Annotated in this window: 20 protein-coding genes; 7 read left to right on the top strand and 13 right to left on the bottom strand. The window is 63.4% G+C overall.

The features are described from left to right. Positions 1 to 53 precede the first annotated feature (53 nt). From CP556_RS01755 to CP556_RS01765, 3 genes are all read left to right on the top strand, one after another. A complete protein-coding gene (locus tag CP556_RS01755; RefSeq protein ID WP_098724055.1) occupies positions 54 to 779 on the top strand; it encodes a protein sorting system archaetidylserine synthase in 726 nt (241 codons plus the stop codon). A 66-nt stretch (positions 780 to 845) separates the two neighbouring features. Then, positions 846 to 2,195, top strand: a complete 1,350-nt coding sequence (locus CP556_RS01760) for a HEAT repeat domain-containing protein (RefSeq protein ID WP_098724056.1) — start codon at positions 846 to 848, stop codon at positions 2,193 to 2,195. Between the two features lie 171 nt (positions 2,196 to 2,366). Beyond that, complete coding sequence (locus CP556_RS01765) at positions 2,367 to 4,160, top strand: phospholipase D-like domain-containing protein (protein ID WP_098724057.1); 1,794 nt, start codon at positions 2,367 to 2,369, stop codon at positions 4,158 to 4,160. A gap of 99 nt (positions 4,161 to 4,259) precedes the next feature. On the opposite strand, the gene CP556_RS01770 is transcribed toward CP556_RS01765, so the two are convergent. The 8 genes from CP556_RS01770 to CP556_RS01800 form a co-directional block, all read right to left on the bottom strand. Beyond that, complete coding sequence (locus tag CP556_RS01770; protein ID WP_098724058.1) at positions 4,260 to 4,694, bottom strand: metal-dependent transcriptional regulator; 435 nt, start codon at positions 4,692 to 4,694, stop codon at positions 4,260 to 4,262. Then, positions 4,691 to 4,825 carry a hypothetical protein gene (locus tag CP556_RS26510; protein WP_255291382.1) on the bottom strand — a complete coding sequence of 45 codons (135 nt, stop codon included), beginning with the start codon at positions 4,823 to 4,825 and terminating at the stop codon, positions 4,691 to 4,693. Before CP556_RS26510 ends, CP556_RS01770 begins: the two co-directional genes overlap by 4 nt. Then, positions 4,822 to 5,316 (bottom strand): rubrerythrin, encoded by a 495-nt coding sequence (locus tag CP556_RS01775; RefSeq protein ID WP_098724059.1) that lies wholly within the window; start codon positions 5,314 to 5,316, stop codon positions 4,822 to 4,824. The genes CP556_RS26510 and CP556_RS01775 overlap by 4 nt, the downstream gene beginning before the upstream one ends. 141 nt (positions 5,317 to 5,457) lie before the next feature. After that, a complete protein-coding gene (sufD, locus tag CP556_RS01780; RefSeq protein ID WP_098724060.1) occupies positions 5,458 to 6,678 on the bottom strand; it encodes a Fe-S cluster assembly protein SufD in 1,221 nt (406 codons plus the stop codon). A 1-nt stretch (position 6,679) separates the two neighbouring features. Beyond that, positions 6,680 to 8,110, bottom strand: a complete 1,431-nt coding sequence (gene sufB / locus CP556_RS01785; protein WP_098724061.1) for a Fe-S cluster assembly protein SufB — start codon at positions 8,108 to 8,110, stop codon at positions 6,680 to 6,682. Positions 8,111 to 8,170: 60 nt separating this feature from the next. Beyond that, on the bottom strand, positions 8,171 to 9,079 hold the full coding sequence (locus CP556_RS01790; RefSeq protein WP_098724062.1) for an ABC transporter ATP-binding protein: 909 nt from the start codon (positions 9,077 to 9,079) through the stop codon (positions 8,171 to 8,173). A 184-nt stretch (positions 9,080 to 9,263) separates the two neighbouring features. Further along, a complete protein-coding gene (locus tag CP556_RS01795; RefSeq protein ID WP_098724063.1) occupies positions 9,264 to 12,002 on the bottom strand; it encodes a DNA-directed DNA polymerase in 2,739 nt (912 codons plus the stop codon). Between the two features lie 146 nt (positions 12,003 to 12,148). Next, the gene (locus CP556_RS01800; protein WP_141551620.1) at positions 12,149 to 12,445 is read right to left on the bottom strand and encodes a carboxylesterase family protein; all 297 of its coding nucleotides are present in this window, start codon (positions 12,443 to 12,445) and stop codon (positions 12,149 to 12,151) included. A 154-nt stretch (positions 12,446 to 12,599) separates the two neighbouring features. Between CP556_RS01800 and CP556_RS01805 the strand changes: the two genes are divergently transcribed. From CP556_RS01805 to CP556_RS01815, 3 genes are all read left to right on the top strand, one after another. Next, complete coding sequence (locus tag CP556_RS01805; RefSeq protein ID WP_176548094.1) at positions 12,600 to 12,764, top strand: DUF7331 family protein; 165 nt, start codon at positions 12,600 to 12,602, stop codon at positions 12,762 to 12,764. A gap of 134 nt (positions 12,765 to 12,898) precedes the next feature. Next, entirely contained in the window at positions 12,899 to 13,465 is a 567-nt protein-coding gene (locus tag CP556_RS01810) for a DUF7322 domain-containing protein (protein WP_176548095.1), read from the top strand. Next, positions 13,462 to 13,923 (top strand): DUF7346 family protein, encoded by a 462-nt coding sequence (locus tag CP556_RS01815; protein ID WP_098724066.1) that lies wholly within the window; start codon positions 13,462 to 13,464, stop codon positions 13,921 to 13,923. Before CP556_RS01810 ends, CP556_RS01815 begins: the two co-directional genes overlap by 4 nt. 49 nt (positions 13,924 to 13,972) lie before the next feature. Here CP556_RS01815 and rad50 read toward each other — a convergent pair whose 3' ends face one another. The 3 genes from rad50 to CP556_RS01830 all read right to left on the bottom strand — a co-directional run bounded on the left by rad50 (position 13,973) and on the right by CP556_RS01830 (position 18,534). Continuing rightward, positions 13,973 to 16,657: a DNA double-strand break repair ATPase Rad50 gene (gene rad50, locus CP556_RS01820; RefSeq protein ID WP_098724067.1), complete on the bottom strand. Its 2,685-nt coding sequence runs from the start codon at positions 16,655 to 16,657 to the stop codon at positions 13,973 to 13,975. Next, positions 16,654 to 18,021, bottom strand: a complete 1,368-nt coding sequence (gene mre11 / locus CP556_RS01825; protein ID WP_098724068.1) for a DNA double-strand break repair protein Mre11 — start codon at positions 18,019 to 18,021, stop codon at positions 16,654 to 16,656. The genes rad50 and mre11 overlap by 4 nt, the downstream gene beginning before the upstream one ends. A 243-nt stretch (positions 18,022 to 18,264) precedes the next feature. After that, positions 18,265 to 18,534, bottom strand: coding sequence for a MarR family transcriptional regulator (locus CP556_RS01830; RefSeq protein WP_098724069.1), 270 nt, complete (start codon positions 18,532 to 18,534; stop codon positions 18,265 to 18,267). 126 nt (positions 18,535 to 18,660) lie between these two features. Between CP556_RS01830 and pan1 the strand changes: the two genes are divergently transcribed. Continuing rightward, positions 18,661 to 19,878, top strand: coding sequence for a proteasome-activating nucleotidase Pan1 (pan1, locus tag CP556_RS01835; protein ID WP_098724070.1), 1,218 nt, complete (start codon positions 18,661 to 18,663; stop codon positions 19,876 to 19,878). Positions 19,879 to 20,405: 527 nt separating this feature from the next. Here the strand turns inward: pan1 and CP556_RS25735 are convergent. Both CP556_RS25735 and CP556_RS01840 read right to left on the bottom strand, forming a co-directional pair. After that, positions 20,406 to 20,543, bottom strand: a complete 138-nt coding sequence (locus tag CP556_RS25735; RefSeq protein ID WP_176548096.1) for a hypothetical protein — start codon at positions 20,541 to 20,543, stop codon at positions 20,406 to 20,408. Positions 20,544 to 20,657: 114 nt separating this feature from the next. After that, entirely contained in the window at positions 20,658 to 20,879 is a 222-nt protein-coding gene (locus CP556_RS01840; protein ID WP_098724071.1) for a hypothetical protein, read from the bottom strand. Positions 20,880 to 20,952 lie beyond the last annotated feature (73 nt).

The raw sequence follows: 20,952 nt of genomic DNA on the forward strand, positions 1-20,952 counted from the left end.
GAACGCTCTGCAAACGAAAACACGTAAGGTAGCTCCCCGTCGATTCCGGGCATATGCTCCCCCGGTTCGTCGGTCGGCTCGGCGTCGCCGACGCGGTGACGATCGCCAACGCCGCACTGGGGTTCGTCGCGGTCGTCGTCGCGGTCGTCGACATCGATCTGGCAGCCCGGCTAATCCTCCTGGCGGCCATCGCGGATGGCCTCGACGGCATCCTCGCACGTCGCTATGGCGGCACGGACGCCGGCCCGTACCTCGATTCGCTCGCCGACGTTGCCTCCTTTGCCGTCGCGCCCGCCGTTCTCTCTTTCGTCGTCGTCACCGAGGGCCTCGAAATCGATTTCAGCGCGGTCGCCCCCGAACTCCTGCTCGTGACGACGGTCTGTGCGCTGTTCGTCGCGATGGCCGTCACCCGACTCGGAATGTACACCGCTTACGACATCTCCGGTAGCTACACGGAAGGGGTTCAGACGACGCTAGCCGCGACGATCCTCGGTGCAGCGATCCTCGCCGGCGAGACCCAGCCGTGGCTCGTGCTCGCGATCACCGGCGCGTTCTGTTATCTGATGGTCTCGCGGATCCAGTACCCCGACCTGCTGGCTCGAGACGCCGCTATCATGGGCGTCATCCACGCTCTCGCGATCCTCGTTCCCGATTTCGTCGGTCGGACCTTTCCGTACGCCCTCCTGACACTCGGGCTGGCGTACATGGTGCTCAGCCCCTGGCTGTACTGGGGCGACGCCGAGCGGACCGGCGAGGTCGACGTGCATGGAAACGCTTAGGGCCGTGCTGACACGACCGTAGGGTATGTACACTGTCACGCGTCGGCGTCGCCTCGAGGTGGGACGATGAGCGAGGACGAGGCGAACGGTGACGACGGGGCCGTCGAGGACGAACCGGGCGACGACGAGCAGCCCGCCGACCTCGAGGAAATCCGCGGACGACTCGAGGCACTGGCCGCTGATCTCGAGGGACTCGATTCGACCCTCGAAGCGGCCGAGACCGAGGACGACCTCGACGTGGTCGAGGCGGACCTCGAGTCGTTCCGGACCGAACTCGAGCGCATCGAGGTTCCGGAGCCGCCCGAAACCGACGAGGACGAGGCGGACGAAGACGAAGAACCCGCGCCGGAAGAAGAGTTGCAAGAGGAGTACGACGAGATCGAGAGCGATCTCTCGGACCTCGAGTCCGACCTCGAGGAGCAGCGCGGCCCCTACGGCGAGGACGTCGTGAGCGAGATCGACGATGCCAGCGGGACGATCACGGGCACTCGCTGGACCGAAGAGGGCAAGGCTGAACTGATCGAGGCGGTCGATGACTTCCTCGACGAGTTAAACGACCTGCTCGGGAGTTCGGTCACGCTGGTCAATCAGGGCGAGACGGTGCCCGAGCAACTCGACGCGACCCTCGACGACGCGAGCGAGGCCGTCGAGGACGCCGTACTCGACGCCGACGATGACGCCGAAACGATCGCCGGCCTGCTCGAGGCGACCGACGATCTGCAGAGCGGTATCGACGACGCGACCGAGTGGACCGATCTCGAGATCCGCGAGCAGCTCCGCCGCGAGGGCTACTACGACGTGCTCGATCACGTCAAGGACTTCCCGCCGGAGTGGCACGCGCTCAAGGTCCACGAGAAGCAGGGCAACGTCGAGCAGATCCTGCTCGCGCTCGAGACGTTCGACTCCGACTTCATGGAAGAACACTGCATGGAGGCCCTCGTGCGGATGGGTCCCGAGGAAGCCATCGACCCGATGCTCCAGAAGGCCAATCGCCGTGATCAGGCCGCGATGGCCGTCCTCGGGAAGATCGGCGTCGACGACGAGGAGATCGTCGAGACCTTAGTCGATTACGTCGACTCCAACCCGAACCTCCAGCAGCCCGCGTTCCGCGCCCTCGGCGAAATCGGTGCCGCGGACGCGGTCGAACCGATCGCTCAACAGCTCGTCGCCGACGAGGCGGACGTCCGGAGCTGGGCCGCCCGCGCGCTGGGTCTGATCGGCGACACCCGCGCCGTCGAGCCGCTCGCGGACGTCCTCGCGGACGACGACTCCGACCGCGTCCGGGCCAGCGCCGCGTGGGCGCTCAACCGCATCGGCACCCAAGACGCCCTCGAGATCGTCGCCGACTACGACGACGACCGCGCCTACCTCGTGCAGGCCGAAGCTGAGAGCGTTGACCTCGAGCCCGCGGCCTGACGATCGAAATCGCGGAGAGCCGTCTTTTGCTTAGCTTCTATCGTCCGAAAGCAGGAAGGACAATACGACCAGTACTAAATCTCGGCATCCCGGCACTACGGACGGATTTAATCGCGACCAGAACCCGTTGACGCCGATATTTTAAGTAGGGAAAGGCGGCCAGACGGAGCGATGGATCTCCGGCGAGCCGCCCTCGTCACCGTACTCGCCTGCTGTCTCGTTGCCAGTGCAACGATACTCGCTGGGTTCGCGGTCGCCAACGGAACGTCGGGGCGCGAACTGGCCGCCACTCGAGCAGCCCCAGATGGAACACCGAGCCAGTCCGAACTCGTCTGTCCGCCTCGGGCAGGGGACAGGAATTCGACCGCCACTGACACGACGAAGAAACCCCAAATCGTCGGTCTCTACCCGAATCCCACCACCGACGGCAACGCCGGCGAGTTCGTCGTCCTCGCGGTTCCATCCGAAACCCGCCTCGAGACCCTGACGCTCACGGACGGCCACACGACGGCGACACTCCCGAACGAGACGGTCACCGGGAACATCGCCGTGAGTCCGTCCCCGAACGCCACGAAATCGCTGACCGAGCTCCCCGTCCTCGGGCTCGAGGGCCACCTTCAGCTCGCGAACGATGGCGACGACCTGCGACTCCGAAATACGACGACCACGATCGCTTCCGTTTCCTACGACAGCGCGTCGGCAGCCGAACGGTGGTACCGAACGGAGTCGGCCGATGCCGAGGGGGAGAACAAAAGCGGCGGCCAGTGGTGGCCACGAGACGCGACCTGTCTCCCCGTCTCGAGCGCCGAGATCGACGAGGCCACCGCGTTCGTCCTCCCCGACGGCCCCGAGATCCCGCGGGAGACGATCCGGAACGCCGACGATCGGCTCCTGCTGGCCGGCTACACCGTCACTTCGGAGACGATCGCTGCGGACCTCGTCGACGTGGCTGAGCGTGGCGTCGACGTCTCGGTGCTCCTCGAGGCGAGCCCCGTCGGTGGCACGCCGGCGGCGACCGAGGGCGTCCTCGAGACGCTCGCGGCCGGCGGGGTCGACGTTCGCGTGATCGGCGGTGAGGGCGGGCGCTACCGGTACCACCACCCCAAGTACGCCGTCGCCGACGACCGCGTGCTGGTCACCAGCGAAAACTGGAAGCCCTCGGGCGTCGGGGGCGAGAGCAGTCGCGGCTGGGGCGTTCGCTTCGAGGACGAGACGCTCGCAGCCGATCTCGCGAGCGTTTTTCGAGCCGATTTCCGGGGCTGGGACACGGTATCGGGCGACGCCTACCGGGCGAACGCCTCGTTCGTCGATGATACGGAGCAGGGTTTTTCGTCCGACGCCGGGTCCGAGTTCCCGACGACTCACAAGCCTGCGACGGTCCCCGTCGACTCCGCCGAACTCCTGCTCGCGCCGGACAACGCCGAGGGCCGACTGCGGGAGCTACTCGCCGGGGCGGACGATGAAATCCTCGTCATCCAGCCCAGTATCGCCGCCGACGTCTCGTTACTTGAAGCGACCCTCGAGGCGGCCCGCCGTGGCGTCGACGTGAAAATTCTACTCGGATCGGCGTGGTACAACGCGGACGAGAACGAACGGCTCGCGGCCGACCTCGAGCGAATCGCCGATCGAGCGGACCTGCCGCTCGAGGTCCGCCTCGTCGCGGACACCGACCGATTCGAGAAAATCCACGCCAAGGGGGTGGTGATCGACCGGGAGGTCGCGATCGTCGGCAGTGCCAACTGGAACGCGAACTCGCTCGAGAACAACCGCGAGGTGCTCGTCGCGCTCCACGGCGAGCGGGTCGCGAGCTACTACGCCGACGTGTTCGACTCCGACTGGTCGGGCGATACCTGGTCGTTCCCGATCGGACTCAGCGTGGCGGTCGTCGTCGCACTCGCTGCTGCAGCGATTATCGGACGGCGGTACATTCGGTTCGGTGATCAGACGCTGTCCGACCGCACCTGACCGACGGTGACTGTCGCATCGAATCGGCCGTCTCGTGGGTTCCGTCGCTTGAATGAAACGGTGTACTCGGACGGGATTGAGAGAGGGAAAAAGGATTTCTTAATCCGCGTGACTGCCGGCCTCGAGTTCGAGCAGTTCACAGCAGTCCGCTTCGGCGTCGAAACAGTCAGGACATTGCTCGGGTCGGTCGATGATCGTGTCCAGCCGTTCTGCGACGGTGTCGTCGATGACGCTCTCGAGGGCGCGGGCCTCGTCGCGAAACTCCTCGACCTCGAGGACGTTCGCGAGGAACCGCTCGATGATACAGTAGGTCTGGAGGGCATTGTGGGCGCGCTCGAGCCCCTCGTCGGTCAGACTGGCTCCCTTGTACTTCTCGTGGTCGACGAGTTCGCGGTCCTGGAGTTTGCCGATCATCTCGTTGACGCTGGCCGGACTCACCTCGAGCAGATCCGCGAGCGTCCCGGTCGATGCGGGGCCATCCTCGATTCGCTGCGCCAGGTAGATCGCTTTGAGATATTGATCTGCGGTGTTCATGCTCTCCCTCCATTGGGGCCGCCGTGGATCGCGTTCGTGTTGCGCCGGTGTAACTGAATCCGGGAGCCGATACGGGCGTCAGACGGCGAGCCGCTGATAGCGGCCGTCGCGGTCGTCCGTCCCTCGATCATGCTCTGTGCTCCATGATCTCGGTCACTTCCTCGACGCCCTCTTTTTCCTCCTCGCGGATGCTGTACAGCGTCTCGAGTAGCCGATCCCGATCGACGGCGAATCCAGCGTCCGATGCCTCGATCGCGTCGATCAGGTCGTCGTAAAACTTGTAGGCCGTTTCCTCGTTCGCCAGCTGATCGTAGAGAACGCCGTCCGTATCCTCCGGCGGCCCATACTGGGCGTCGACCAGCGCGTTGATCTCCTCGTATCCGACCGTTTCAGCCTCGAGATCGTCGATCAGCGCCTCGAGTCGCTCGCGGTGGTCGGCCGACTCGGCGGCCGCCTCGGCGAGCAACTCCTCCACCTCCTCGTCGAACTCCGCCCGCTCCTGGGGGGGCAGGGACTCGATGTGGTGGGCGGCGCGTGACTCGACGAGTTCCTCCAGTACGACCCCGATCTGTAGCAATCGGGTCAACTGGTGGTCGCTCGAGACACGCTGTCCCAGACTCATATCGTGACAAGAGGGCCGCTGTTACTTAGTCGTCTCGGAGAACGGGCGTCAGAACAAGATCGAAACAGAAGAACGGAAAGAGAGCGGGCGGCGTCTCGGTATACACTGGGCGCGAAGCGCCCTGTTCGTTCGAGGGCCTCGCTAGTCTCGCTGCCGAAGACGTGCACCGATCAGACTCTCGAGGTCGTCACGGAGTTCGTCGACATCGATCTCCTCGAGGACGGGCACGAAGAAGCCCTCGACGAGCATGTTGCGGGCCGAACGTGGGTCGACACCACGGGAGGTCATGTAGAACAGATCCTCCGCGTCGATCTGGCCAACCGTCGCGGAGTGGCTGGCTTCGGTGTCGTGGTTGTTGATGATCAGCTGCGGGGAGGCGTCGGCCTCGCTCTCGTCGCTTAACATCAGCGTGTTCTCGCGCTGGTAAGAGCTCGTGTCCCAGGCGTCGGTGCCGACGTCCTGGACACCCTCGTAGACCGAGCGGGCGACGTCGTCGATGACGCCGCGGGTGACGAGGTCGGCGGTCGTGTGTTCGGCGCGGTGCCAGACCTTCGCGTCGAGGTCGAAGTGCTGATCGTTGTGGCCGTAGAACGCCCCGACGATCTGCGTTTCCGAGCTATCGCCGCTGAGGGTCGTCGACACTTCGGTCTTCGTCAGCTGGGTGCCGAGGTTTCCCTCGATCCAGTCGATCGTCGCGTAGGTGTCGGCGACGCCGCGCTTGACTGTGAAGTTGTAGGCCTCCTCCGAGAGGTTCTGGAGGCTGCCGTACTGGACGTAGCTGTTCTCGCCGGCGGCGACTTCGACGACGCCGCTGTAGTACTGCTCCTCGGCCGCTTCGCCGGTGGACTGGCGCTCGAGGATCGTAACCGAGGACGATTCCTCAGTGACGACGAGCGTGTAGTTGAACAGCGACCGGGAGTTTTGCTCCGTTCGGATGGCGACATCTTCGGCGTCGACGCCTTCTGGAACGTAGACGACCGTCCCGGTGCTGAAGAGGGCGGTCGAGAGCGCCGTCAGGTAGTTCTCCTGGGGGTCTACGGTGGTACCGAAGTGTTCCTTCAGGAGGTCCTCGTGCTCTTGAACCGCGTCGGCCCACGAGAGGACCTCGGCCTCGTCGGGACCGACCTGGTCCTTGTTTTCTGCTGCGTTCAGCGGGTCCACGAGGGACTCGAAGTCCAGTTCGTAGAGGTTCGTCCAGTCCTGACCCGGCGTCCGGATGACGTCGGGCATGTCGAGGTTCTCGAGGGCGTCGAGGGCCTCGAGACGGATCTCGAGGAGCCACTCGGGCTCGTCTAAGTCGCCGCTGATTTCGCGTACCTGTTCTTCGGTCAGATTGGCGTGTACCTGTGTTCCTGCGCTCATATTATCCGAGGCTCCCCTCCATCTCGAGTTCGATGAGGCGGTTAAGTTCGACCGCGTACTCGATCGGCAGTTCCTCCGTGATCGGCTCGATGAAGCCGGCGACGATCATCTTCTTGGCGTCGTCGTCGTCCAGTCCGCGCGACTGGAGGTAGAAGATGTCCTCATCGCCGATCTTGCCGACGGTCGCCTCGTGAGCGACGTCGACCTTCGACTCCTCGATCTCCATGTACGGCATGGTGTCCGACGTGGACTCGTTGTCGAACATCAGGGCGTCACACTCGACGGCGGTGCTCGAGTTCTCGGCACCGTCGGCGATGTGGACGAGGCCGCGGTAGTTGGTGCGGCCGCCGTCCTTGGCGATCGACTTGGATTCGATGGTCGAACTCGTCTCGGGCGCGTTGTGGTAGACCTTCGCGCCGGTGTCGATGTCCTGACCCTCGCCCGCCAGGGCGATGGTGATGTGGGTGTCTGTCGAGCCGCGACCCTTGAGGATCGTACACGGGTAGAGCATGGTCACTTTCGATCCCATGCTGCCCGAGACCCACTCCATCGTGCCGTTTTCCTCGACGATGGCGCGCTTGGTATTCAGGTTGAACGTGTTCTTCGACCAGTTCTGCACGGTCGAGTACTGAACGTGTGCGTCCTCGCCGACGAAGACCTCGACGCCGCCCGAGTGGAGGTTGTGGGTCCCGTACTTGGGTGCGGAACAGCCCTCGATGTAGTGAACCTCAGAGCCTTCCTCGGCGATGATGAGCGTGTGCTCGAACTGCCCCATCCCTTCCGAGTTCATCCGGAAGTAGGCCTGCACTGGCATCTCGACGGTGACGTCCTCCGGGACGTAGACGAACGATCCGCCGGACCAGACGGCTCCGTGCAGCGCCGCGAACTTGTTGTCGCTTGGCGGCACGCAGGTCGTCATGAAGTGCTCTTTGAGGATTTCGGGGTGCTCCTGAACGGCCTTGTCCATGTTGCAGAAGATGACGCCCTTCTCCTCCCACTGCTCCTGCATGTTCTGGTAGACGACCTCGGACTCGTACTGGGCACCGACGCCGGAGAGTGCGTTCTTCTCGGCTTCCGGAATGCCCAGTTTGTCGAAGGTGTCCTTGATCTCGTCGGGCAGCTCCGTCCAGTCGTCGACGCCTTCGCGCTTGTCGACGTCCGGGCGGATGTAGGGGATGATCTCTTCGACGTCCAGTTCGGAGAGATCGGGCATGCCGGGCCAGTCGGACGGCATCGGCATATTCTGGTACTGCTCGAGCGCGCGAAGACGCCGCTCGAGCATCCAGTCGGGCTCGTCCTTGTCGTCGGAGATCATGCGGATGACCTCCTCGGTCAGGCCCTTCCCGGATCTAACGGCGGAGTTCTCTTCTTTCTTGAACTCGAACCGGGCCTCAGTGTCTGTCTCTTTTAGGTGGTCTTGATCGGAACTCATTGGTTGATGTAGTTGTGTTTACGGCTGTAGCGTTATTACGGTTGTTCTAGTCAGATTCGGTTACGCGGTGCCGTAGACTTCCTCGCGGACCCAGTCGTACCCCTTGTCCTCGAGCTTCTCGGCGAGCTCCGGCCCGCCGCTCTTGGCGATTCGACCGTCGATCATCACGTGGACGTGATCGGGCTCGACGTAGTCGAGGATGCGCTGGTAGTGAGTGATCTGGAGGATCCCGGTGCCCTGTTCGTCGCGCAGCGCGTTGATCCCGTTCGAGACGTCCTGCAGTCGATCGATGTCGAGCCCGGAGTCGATCTCGTCGAGGACGGCGACCGAGGGCTCGAGGATGGCGGCCTGAAGCACCTCGTTTTGCTTCTTCTCCCCGCCGGAGAAGCCGGCGTTGAGGTAGCGCTGGGCGAACTTCTCGTCCATCTCCAGCTGTTCCATCTTCTCCTGGAGAATCTGCTGGAACTCGGCGACACCGACCTCGCCTTCGTCGACGTTCCCTTCCATCGGCGAAGTCTCGAAGCCTTCATCGTCTTCCTCTTCGACTGCTTCCTCCTCGTCCTCGAAGAGCTCCTCGCGCTCCTCGATCTTGGCGTTCAGTGCCGTTCGGAGGAAGTTCGTCATCGTGACGCCCTCGATCTCGGCCGGATACTGGAAGCCCAGGAAGATGCCGAGCGCGGCGCGCTCGTTGGGCTCGAGGTCGAGCAGGTTCCAGGTTCGCTGGTCCTCGTCGATATCGATATCCTCGCCGAACTCCTCGTCCTCCAGGTGGAGCAGGACTTCGCCGTCGGTGACCTCGTAGGCCGGGTGGCCGGCGATGACCTTCGCCGTCGTCGACTTCCCGGAGCCGTTCGGCCCCATCAGGGCGTGAATTTCGCCCGACTGTACTTCGAGGGAAACGCCCTCGAGGATCGTCTCGTCGCCCTCCGCCACTTCCGCGTGTAGGTTGTTTAGTTCGAGGCGTGCCATAGTATTCTGTCGTCTTGACCAAGGGGCGTTCGCCCCATAACGTTTTCGTGTTCGATTGGATGCGGTCCGATTTCAAGAAAATTATTTTTCGTTTCGGAAACCCACAGGCTCGAGCACAGTGGGGTTCATTCGGGCAATCGCGGAAACGACGGCGGCGCTCGCTTCGAGGTCGTCACCGACCGACTCACATGAAGCTGTCGAGGCCCTTTTGCTCCTGCCCGTTTTTCACTTCGTCCCACGAGATGTCGAGTGCCTCGAGGATGCGTTCGATCGGCCCCTGCAGCGTCTTCTCGAGCATCTTGTCGTAGTCGACCTCGAACTCCTCGGGGATCTGGTCTTCGTACTCGAAACAGATGACGTCGGGATCGCGCTTGAACGCGCCGTAGAGCGGGTCGGTGCGGGCGTCGAACCCTTCCTCCGCCTCGAGTCGTTCGAAAAACGAGGGATCGACGCGGTCGAGGTAGAGCCGCTTGGGTTTGCTCCCGCGCTGGAAGTTAGTCCCTAGCAACAGGTTGGCGTACTTCGCGCCGCGGACCTGCGCCGTGTCGGTATCGTAGTTGTCCAGTCGCTTGCCGATACCGCCCGGAATCGCGATATCCTCGAGCGAGATGTCACCGTCCAGAACGTCCTCGATGATGCCGTTGACGTACTCCTTCGCGCCTTCGATATCGCCCTCGCGGACGATCATCTCGATGACGCGGTGCTGGACCTCCTTGGTGATCGGGGCGATATCCGAACGCTGGTACTCGAAGCCGACGATATCGACGTTGTTGACGTCCTTACCTTCCTTCCAGGTGATGTGACCCGCGTAGCGTTTCTTCTTGCCGGCCTGGAAGAATCGGCGGTAGAGCTTCTCGAACTCGATCTGGAAGCGGTGTTCCTCCGCATTCAGGTCATCGCGCGCGAAGTCATCGTAGCGGCCGTTGATGTACTCCTCAATCTCGAAGGACTGTTCGATTGCATCCTCTTTCGACACGTCGGGGCCGAGCTCGAGCATGACGCTGTCGGTGTCCCCGTACGCAACGGTGTAGTCCAGCTCGCCTGCAGCGGTGTCCGTAAACTCGATCACTTCACGACCGGTCGCGGTGATCGCGGATGCCGCGTCCTTATCGTAGAGCCGAAATTGTTCCCACCCCGACACCCCGTAGAGCGAGTTCATGATGACCTTCACCGCGCCCTGCTGTCGGTCGTACTGCTCGTACTCCCGAGTACCGGGTTCGTACTCGTTACGCTGGGATTTCTTCTCTTCGCGTTCGGCGAGCAGTTCGTTGATCATCTCCCGCATGACGCCGTCGGGCTCCTTGCGGAAGTGGGTCGGTTCGGGCCTGGTCGGCGCGACGTAGGTCTCCCCGTCGTACTCCGACGGATCGACTCGCGTCTCTGGCGAGGCGTTGATCGTCGTCATGCACATCGGGTACAGCGACTTCAGGTCGAGCACGGTGACGTTTTCCTTGACGCCCGTGATCGGCTCGAACACCGCGCCGCCCTCGTACTCCTCGCCGGCCTCCTGTTGGCCTTTCGAGGGCAGCGCGAACCGCCCGTAGGCCTCGTGGAGGACGTACATGTCGACCGCGTCGCCCGGCGTCGGCGCGTCCTCGAGTTTACAGCCGACGAAGGAACGCACCTCGTCCCAGAAGGTGACGATTTCCTGCTGGCGGTCGAGTTCGACGCACAGTTCCACGTCCCGGAGGTTGTATTCGAGCAATCTCGTCGGATCGCCCTCCCAGAGGTCGCCGATGTCGCCGGCGTACCGTTCCTTGCCGACGCCCAGTTCGGCCTCGCCGACCGCATCCAGCCGATAAGAGTCGAGTTCGGAGAAGACTGTCCGCTGGTAGGCATAGAGCAGGTCGAAGACGATCCGGCCCTTGATGTCCGGGCCGCCCCAGTTGCTGCGCCAGACCTCGTCGACCCGAGAGAGCTGGTCGATAGAGAGGTCGTACTCGTGGTGGGGACCCGACAGTTCCTCGAGGCGGTCGAGGAAGTAGGGCGCGTCGAAGTCCTCGAAGTTCCAGCCTGTGAGGATGTCGGGATCAGTGGTGTCGATGTACTCGATAAAGGCCTCGAGCATCGCCTCCTCCTCCTCGAAGCACCGGACCTCGTGGTCGATCGCGCCCTCGATGGGGTCGTAGCCGTCGATTTCGGTGGGGATCTCGCCGTCGCCGATTGGGGCCTCGTAGAGCCACATGATGTACTCGTCATCGTAGGAGTCGTGGCTCGTCAGACAGACGATCGGCTCCTCGCCGTCCTCGGGGAATCCCTGTCGGTCGTCGACCTCGATGTCGAACGTGTTCACGCGGGGGTCGGCGTCGACATCGGCCGCCTCGACTTCGGTGTGGGGGACGACCAGTGAATCGTCGTCCGCGCGTCGCTCCGGTACCCGAATGCCGCTCCGGATATCCTTGTCGATCAGGAACCGGTTCGGGAATAGGATGTCGGCCTCGAAGTGATCGAAGTCGTCGCGGATCTGCCCGACGTCTCGGGGCGTTTGGCCGAGGATCTTGGTGAGTTTCTCGCCCCGAATGCTCTCGTAGGGCTCGCCGTCCGCGTCGTACTCTTCGCTGCCGGTGAGCCGGTCGTACTGCTCCTCGGGCGGTCGATCGAGCGTCTCCGTCGGCGCGTAGAAGTACGGCTGGAAGCCGACGACCTGCACGTGCTCGAGTTCGTTCTCGGAGGTCCGCCCGAACACGTGCATGATCGGTCGCTCCTCGTCGCCGTAGCCGGCGATCGTGTAGTCGACCTGCATCACGGCGAGCTCGAGTTCACCCTCGGGTTCGGGGAGGGTCTCCTCGACGACGTCGATCACCTCTGCGGCGTTCGATCCGCCGTTACCGGCGATGGCAACCGCCTCTTCTGCCGGCCGGTCGTCGGTCTCCTCGGAGTCGCCGCCGAACTCCGTGAGTCCGGTCTGGCCCGCCTCAGTCATGATAGCGAGATTTGCAGTCGGCGAATAAAAACCCCTGCAATCCCCGCCCGCGAGCGGTATCACACGGGGTGCGCTTGACTGCTGCGACGGGAGCACTCGAGTGCTGTGACCGACACAAGGGAGTGGACGGTGCGACCACGATCCACTCAGAGACCGACGTTGTCCCTGTAGACCGGCTCCCAGAGCTGACACTCCGGTTTCGGGCCGGATTCCCGAATGATCTCGTCTTCGGTGAGCCGCACCTGTGTCTGCTCGCCTGCGGTGAACTGCGGCCAGTCGGGTCGGAGGCGACTGTTCGGGTTCCCGGTCGCGGCGAAGGTCGTCCAGTAGTCCCGCATCCGCCGGGAGAGCAGCTTGTCCCGGAACCCGAGACGTGCCAGCGCGGGACCGATCGTCGCGGCCCCCAACAGAGCCCGAACGTACCGTCGTCGTTTCATAGCCATAGTGACTTTAGCAATATTATTCCACTATAGAAGGTGGTTATTTATCCCCTATGGTGGACCCATTTATATATTGTATCGAAGGTTTGCAGGAGCAACAAGACCTATAACTTGCTAACACATAGCATGAAATCAGGTGATCGATGTGTCCACCCACATGAAAGACGACGCGACGGATCGGAGTGAACCGAGCAGCGAACCCGAGGGGACCGCAACGATCGAATCCTACGAGACCGACGACGGCGTCGTCTTCTACGACGCCGAGAACCCGCTGGCGTGGGTAGAGACCTCCCGAACGCTCACGCTCGAGGAGCTGGCCTGAGACGGTCTGCTGTCACTGTGTACCGGCGCACCCGCACGGCGGGCCGCGGGTGCGCCAGAAATGACTGACAGTAGTCCGTATGAAACGGCATCGCGAAGCGAACGTTTTTCCTCCCGCTGGTCATCGGGCCGTATGTGGTACTCGACCGGAACGAGAACGAGCCCGAGGAGTGGGACCCCGAGGAGGAGTTTTACGATCCCGACAGTGACGGGTTGACGATCCCACAGGTGACGACCGGGGACGAGTCGGACGGCGACCCGGACGAACAGCCGGTCGAAGTCGACATCCCTCGCGTCTCCACCTCCGAGATGGATGCCCCGGACGAGATTATCGAAACCTTCTGGGTGCTGGTGTTGGTTATCAACGTCGCCGTTCTGGTCGTGTCGCTCGGTCTGATGCTAGTCGCGTTTGAGGGCGACCTCAGGCGCGGCGGGATCCTTCTCATCGCCGGGCTCGTTCTGTTCGGGCTGGCCGGTCGCCGATACAGCGGATTTCCCGACGGGGAAACTACTGACCGTGACGCTAGCACTGAACGCGATGTCCCCACTGAACGCGACGCTACCACTGGGAGCGACACCAAGGCGGACGACACCCCCACTGCCAACCCGGAAACGGCCGGATTTACTGCGGACGAGACAACCGAAACTGCTTCGGAAGACGGGACGCAACAACGGCCGTCGAACCGGAACGACCGCTCATGAAAACAGTCGAAGACGACACCGGCAAACGGTACCTGCTTCGGAAACGATCGGACACAGCGAGTCTCGTTCGCGATCCCGAAACCGGTAACGAGTGTTACATCCAGAACGACCGCCTCGAGGCGGTCGGCGATGAATCGGCCCTCGAGACGGCTGCGCGAAGCGTGAGCAATCCGGTTTTGACGCTACTGACGAATGTCCACGACGAGGAAACACTGGGTCTACTGGTCGAACTCTCGGAGCGGGGGCCGCTCGGCGTGCGCACCCTGCTCGACGCCTACGACTTCTGTGAGAGCGATCTGCACGGGCGATTCGCGGTCCTCTCCGCCGCAGGGCTGCTCGAGGAAACCGATGTCGCCGGCGAGCGCGGCTATCGAATCACCGAGACGTGTGAGACCGCACTCGACGCGATCCGGACGGATATCGAGACGACGAACGAGTCGGCGGTAGAAGAGTCCTGAGCGCGAGCGAACTGGCCGGTTCGAGATGGAGGCGACGGTTCGTTTGGGATCAGTCCGACGCGAGCAGTTCCGCCTCCGGCGGCTGACCGCGCTCGAGTCGCGAGCGGTTCGACGTCGCATCTTTCTCGACGCGGACGATCGAGTCGGCCGCGCCGACGAGTTCCTCGTCGTGGCTGACGACGACGATCTGTTCGACGCCGAGATCTCGCATCGACTCGACCAGCGAGACGAGTTGCGTGACGTGGCCCGAATCGAGGAAGACAGTTGGTTCGTCGAGGATCAGCGGTGGCATCGGGGCCGTTCCCTCGACACCCTCGGCGAGCAGTCGGTAGATCGCACACCGCAGGCTGAGGTTGAACAGTGCTCGTTCGCCGCCCGAGAGCTGCTCGGGCTCGAGCGCCTCGCCGTCTTTCTGATAGACCGTCAACCGGTAGTCACCGTCGAGATCGATCGCCGCATAGGAGTCGTTCTGGTAGACCAGATCGAACGTCTCGTTCAGCAGGCGTTCTAAGGTCTCGACGTTGCGCTGGCGCAGTTCCGCCCGTAGCTCCCCGTAGGTCGTCTGCAGCGTCTCGGCTTCGTCGTAGAGCGACTCGAGTTGTTCGCACCGATCTTCGACGGTTTCGAGGCGCTCCCGGAGGCGCTCGAGTTCCTCGAGTTCGTTCTCGACCGCGCCGATGGCGTTCTGGATCCCGTTTCGTTGCTCCTCGAGCTCCGCGAGTTTCTCGTCGACCTGTTCGATGTACGTCTCTGCGTTTTGCTTATCCTCTCGCGCGGTTTTGACTCGCTCCTCGTCGAACTCGGACTCGAGGTCGCGCTTGCGGTCGCGCTTTTCGGCCAGTCCCTCTCGGCGCTCGTCGTTCATCGTCTCCCAATCCTGCAGGCGCTCGCGGAGGGTTTCGATATCGCTCTCGAGGGCGGCTCGCTCGTCGGCGATTTCCGAACTGCGCTCGAGGGACTCGAGGGTCTCCGAGATTTCCCCACGCTCGGTGTTGATCGCCCCGAGTTCGGTTCGCGCGTCGGCGACCTCCTCCTCGCGCTCGTCCGCTGTGGCCCGCTTTTCCTCGGCGTCGACCTCGTACTCCTCGGCGTCGTCCCACAACTGGTCGCGCTGGTCACGCCGGTCTGCAAGGCTTTCGCGTTTCTCCGTGAGCAACTGCTCGATGTTGTCGCGGTTCTCCTCGAGTCGATCGACCCGCCGTTCGGCCGCTCGCAGTTCCTCAGCGCGATCGATGCGTTCGTCGATGTCGTCTCGCTCGGCCTCGAGTTCCTCCCGCTCGGCCTCGAGATCAGCGAGTTCCTCCCGGCGTTCGTCCAGCACGTCGACGTGGGGCGAGTCCTCGACCGGCTGGCCGCACTCGGGACACTTCCCCTCCTCGAGCAGTCGTTCGCCCTCCTCGATCGCGTTCTCGGCGGCCCGGATATCGGCGGTAATGTCGTTGTGTGCCGAGACCAGTTCCTCCCGCTCGGCCTCGAGGTCCTCGAGGTGTGATTCGGTCGCCCCGAACTCGACGGGCGCGTCGTCGAACGTCGCCCGCGCGTCGTCGATCCGTTCGTCGAGGTCGTCGAGTTTCTCCTCGCGATCGGCGATCGTCTCCTCGTCGGCCTCGATCCGGTCCTCGAGTTCGTCCGCCTCCGTTCGAGCCTGTTCGGCTCGGTCCTCGAGGTCGTCGGCCGCCTCGCGGAGTCGCTCGATCTCGGTGGTCCCTTCCGTGATCGTCACGCGAACGTCCTCGAGGTCGTCCCGGAGCTCCTCGTCGCGGGCCTCGAGCGCCGCGATTCGATGCTCGATCGCTCCCTCGGCGGGATCGTCGGCCTCGAGATCGACGTCCTCGAGGAGGTCGACGCGTTCGTCTGCGAGCGCTTCGCGCCGGCTCCGAATCTCGCTGATTTCGTCGCTCGCGTCCTCGCGTTTGCGCTCGGTTTCGGTGATCTTCGACCGCAGTTCCTCGATTTCCTCGTCGAGCGTTTCGATCTCCTCGCGGGTCTCCTCGTGTCGATCGAGGACGTCCGCGGCGGTCTCGAGCGTCTCCTGGGCCTGCTCGCGCTGTGATTCGTAGTGGTCGATCTCGTCGGTGATCTCCGTGCGGCGGGACTCGAGACCGTTCAGCCGCTCGTGGAGCTCCTTGTCCTCCTTTTGGTCGACCTGTTTTCGAACGTCCTCGAGCACCTCCTGCTGGCCGTCGAGGACGGTTTTGACCCCGAGTCGGGCGTCGCTGGCTCTCTCGCGGTAGTCCTCGAGCGCGCCGAGCTGGAGGAGGTCGTCGATCATATCTTGGCGATCGCTCGGCGAGGCGTGAATGAGCTTGTTGACCTCGCCCTGTCGGACGTACGCGCAGTTGACGAACGCCTCGGCGTCCATCCGCAGGAGTTCGGTCACCTCCCGACGAACGTCCCGCGCTCCCTCGATGGTCTCCGTCGGCGTCTCGAGGACGCACTTCGTCGTCGTCGCGCGATCACCGCGGAGCTTGAGGTGGCGTTCGATGTGGTATTCCCGGCCGTCGTGGGTGAACCACAGTTCGATCTCGCACTCCTCCTGACCAGTCGTGATGACGTCGTCGAGCGTGCGCTCATCTAGCGCTTTCGAGCCGTAGAGCGCGAAGAAGACCGCCTCGAGCAGCGTCGACTTCCCGCTGCCGTTGACGCCGTGGACGACGGTGACGCCGCGCTCGAGCGAGAGGTCGGCGTCGCCGTAACACTTGAAGTTCAGCAGGCGGACGCGGTCGACCCTCACGCGAAATCACCCAGCGAGGCGGTGTCGGCATCGGCAGTCTCCTCGGGCTCGTCGCTGTCTTCCGTCGCGTCGACATCGTCCGTCGCATCGCCGTCGGTATCGGTGGCTGCCGTCTCGGTGCCTCCGTCCGCTTCGGCCGCCTCGGTCGAAGCGACCGAGGCGGCCGCCGAATCGCTCTCGTCGGCGAGCTGATCGGCAACCGTCGTCACGTCCTCGTCGCCCGGTTCGCGTTCGGGCGCCGGGTCGAACGCCGACTCGTCGTCCTCGAGCAACTCGCGAACCCGTCGTTCGACGGATTCGCGGACGTTCGAGTCGGCGAGATCACCGTTTCGGACGCTCTCATCGATCTCGAGGGCGGCGTTGCTGAGCCCCAGCTCGCGCACCCGCTTGCGAACGGCTTCGTCCGGATTGGCGAAACTCACCGACACGTCGTCGTCCTCGTCGGGGAGGTCCCGTCGGTCGTTCACGCGGGCGACGAGCGCCCCGCGATCGATCGCAAGTTCCTCGATGGCCGCCGGGGCGAGCGGTCTGCCCTCGCCCTCGACGGTGACGATGACGACCGCGTCCGCGAGGTCGTGCTGACGAACGCGCTCTTGGACGCGGTCGACTCCCTCCCCCTCCTCGAGTTCGACGTCGACGAAGACGAACTCGCGGGTCGAGGGAAGGCCGCGGCGGCTGATCGCGACGGTCCCGTCGGTCTCGAAGTCGACGATGTTGTAGCCTCGATCCTCGCGCTCGCTGGCGCTGGCGCGCTCGGTCGAGCCGCAGTAGGTGACCCAGGTGTCCAGCACCTCCGCCGTGTCCGGTTTGTGGTTGTCCCCCAGTAGGACGGCGTCGAAGTCGACGGTCGACTCCTCGAGGACGGTTTCGGTGTCCCAGTCGGCGTGCGCGAAGGGTTCGAAGAGGCCGTGACTCACCAGGCTCGCGTGGTCCGCTTCGTCCGGTAGCGAGTCGAAGTCGTAGGTGAGGTCCTCCCGGCGCGATCGGGGGACGAAGTCGAGTCCGTAGACGGCGACGTCGTCGACGACGACCGGCTCGGCACCGAGCCGGGTCGCCAGTCCGAGATCCGCGAAGAGGTCGAGCCACTGCGCGTCGCGTTTCGACTCGTGGTTTCCCACGACCGCGAGAAAGGGGATATCGGCGTCGGCGAGCGTCCGGAGGATTTCGACGGTTCCCTGCAGATCAATCAGCGACGGCCGACGGTCGTGAAAGAGGTCGCCGGCGTGGATCACCGCGTCGACGTCGTCGGCGACCGCGTCCTCGACGACGGTCCGGAAGGCCTCGAGGAAGTCCTGTCGTCGGTCGGGCGAATTGTACTGCTGGTACCCGATGTGGGTATCGCCCGTATGGATAACCCGCGTCATTGGCCAGTCGTTGGCGAGCCGACCCTAAAGGGGTTCCGTGACCGAAGTGAAAGTAGAACCGATACGTCACGCGAAGCGGAAGGTTACATTCGTCTCGCGCCGTGCTGACGATCGTGTCGCGCCAGGCTGACGATCGTGTCGAACCGTCCTGATGGACCGCCGTTCAGTGGCGACGCGTTCGAATCGACTGCGACGACAAATCGAAGCGAAACGAATCGAGGCACCGAGAGCGGCGATCGGCCGTTACGATCGAATATCGAGACTGTACAGGCGCTTGCGGGCGTCGGAGAACGAAAAGCGGGAGTCGATGACGTTCTCCTCGTCGAGGCGATTGAGCGCGTAGCGGACCGTTCGGGAGGGCAGGAGCGTCTCGTCGGCGATCTGTTGTTGGGTCATCGTCTCGTTGTACTCGAGGACCTTCGCGACGAGTTTCGCGCTCGGTGGAAGATCTCGAACGTCGTCCCACGTTCCTCGTTCGTCGGGTTCCTGTCGAAGCGACTCTGAAGCACTCATCCTACCTCCCCATTCCGAATACGGAGTGATAATATTTTCTATTCCATCTAATGCTTCGTGGTAATACCTCACGGTTGAGTGCACCTACCCGAAGCCTCTTATGAACCAACACCCAAAGGGTGCGTGATGAGCGACACCGTGGACGACGTCGACCTCCCATATGACGAGGACGAGGCGTCCCAACAGGAGAAAATACAGTCACTCGAGGAACGGCTGGAGATCCTCGAGGCGCAAAACGAGGAGATGCGCGACAAGCTCCTCGACGCTAACGCCGAGAACAACAAGTACCAGCAGAAACTCGAGCGACTCACGCACGAGAACAAGAAGCTCAAGCAGTCCCCGCTGTTCGTCGCCACCGTCCAGGAAGTCACGGACGACGGCGTCATCATCAAACAACACGGGAACAATCAGGAGGCGCTGACCGAAGTCACCGACGAGATGCGCGACGACCTCGAACCCGACGCGCGGGTCGCGGTCAACAACTCGCTGTCTATCGTCAAACCCCTCTCGAACGAAACTGACGTGCGCGCCCGCGTGATGGAAGTCACCGAGAGCCCGGAGGTCAGCTACGAGGACATCGGCGGCCTCGAGGACCAGATGCAGGAGGTCCGCGAGACGGTCGAGATGCCCCTCGAGAAGCCCGAGATGTTCGACGACGTCGGGATCGACCCGCCGAGCGGCGTGCTCCTCTACGGGCCGCCGGGGACGGGCAAGACGATGCTCGCCAAGGCCGTCGCCAACCAGACCGACGCCACCTTCATCAAGATGGCCGGCTCGGAACTGGTCCACAAGTTCATCGGAGAGGGTGCGAAACTCGTCCGCGACCTCTTCGATGTCGCCCGCGAGCACGAACCCGCCGTCATCTTCATCGACGAGATCGACGCCATCGCCTCCAAGCGAACGGAGTCCAAGACCTCCGGCGACGCCGAGGTCCAGCGGACGATGATGCAGCTCCTCTCGGAGATGGACGGCTTCGAGGAGCGCGGCGAGATCCGTATCATCGCCGCCACCAACCGCTTCGATATGCTCGACCGCGCCATCCTTCGTCCCGGCCGGTTCGACCGCCTCATCGAGGTGCCCAAGCCGAACGCGGAGGGTCGCGAGATCATCTTCGAGATCCATACCCGCGGGATGAACGTCGCGGACGACGTCGAGTTCGCCCAACTGGCCGAAGACGCCGACAACGCCTCCGGTGCCGACATCAAAGCCGTCTGCACCGAGGCCGGTATGTTCGCCATCCGCGACGACCGCACCGAAATCCGGATGGAGGACTTCCACAACGCCTGGGACAAAGTGCAGGCCGAATCCGACGAGACTGAAGAGGTCTCGAAGACGTTCGCCTGAATTCGTCCTCGCTCTCGAGGTCGGTGTCGTTTCTCGCTTCGTTTTTCGTCTGCCTGAGCGACGGCGCTCGAGTAACCGGGAGCGGATAGCGGGGGTTGCGGTAAGGCTCGAGTATCTACGTCGGCAGTCTCGACAGGAGAAGCGATGCCATTGCTGTGCAATAGGTTATATGAACGGAACGGCGTGTCCTGGAAGGAGTGGTTGAGACATCGCGTCCTGCTATCGTGGCAACAGGGGATCGCCACGCCCTCCCCAGCCGATTCGATCGCGCCTGACGGAGCTCACTCATCCCTCGCACGGCGTTATGCCGCGGCTCACAGTTTGTTCGCGGTTCCCTCCGATCACCGCTCACATTACCGAGGCCTTCACTTCGTTCAGGCCTCGAAATTCGCCGCGGCCCAGCGCGCGCCACCGCATGCTGGTTGACCGATCTGGAGCGATACGGTACTCTCTTGTACTAATCGGAGTGGTTGCGTAGCGATGAGGAGAAGGTGGTGTCAAATCAGCCGCCAGTACACATCTCCACGTTACAGAGCCGTGAAGACGAGCCACGGCACGATAAACAGCGCCAGCGTCAGCACCGCGAGGATCAGTGCGTATCCGATGCCCGTTCCCGCCGCGGTGAGCCACGCCGGATGGTCGAATTCGCCGAGATCGACTGCCATGTGCTTGCCATCCGGTGACGAACGCTTAAACGTACCGGAACACCGACTCCCGCGGTCGGTACGGACTCGAGAGTGCACTCGAGACCGGCTGCGAGCGTCCGTCGACCGGGACGACTACCGGTAGATGTTCTCGTATCGCTCGCGATACTCCCGCAGCGCGAGCCTCGCTCTGCGCCGCGAGGTAAACCCGAAGCCGGTTGCCTCGCAGTCATCGTCGTCGCACTCCCAGCGGAAGGTCTCCGAGTGGGGGTCTCTCGTCACCGATGCGTCCGTCTCGCACAGCGGACAGATCCAGCCCCACCGCATATCGCCGGCGTCCGCGCTCGCCCGATTCATTGGTTTGACGACGGAATTGGAGCGATGGGTCAAAAAGCCGCGCCTCGAGTGGGTGGTTCTTTTTCCGTTCGCG

Origin of the sequence: Natrinema sp. CBA1119 (genome assembly GCF_002572525.1) — an archaeon.
Classification (GTDB): domain Archaea; phylum Halobacteriota; class Halobacteria; order Halobacteriales; family Natrialbaceae; genus Natrinema.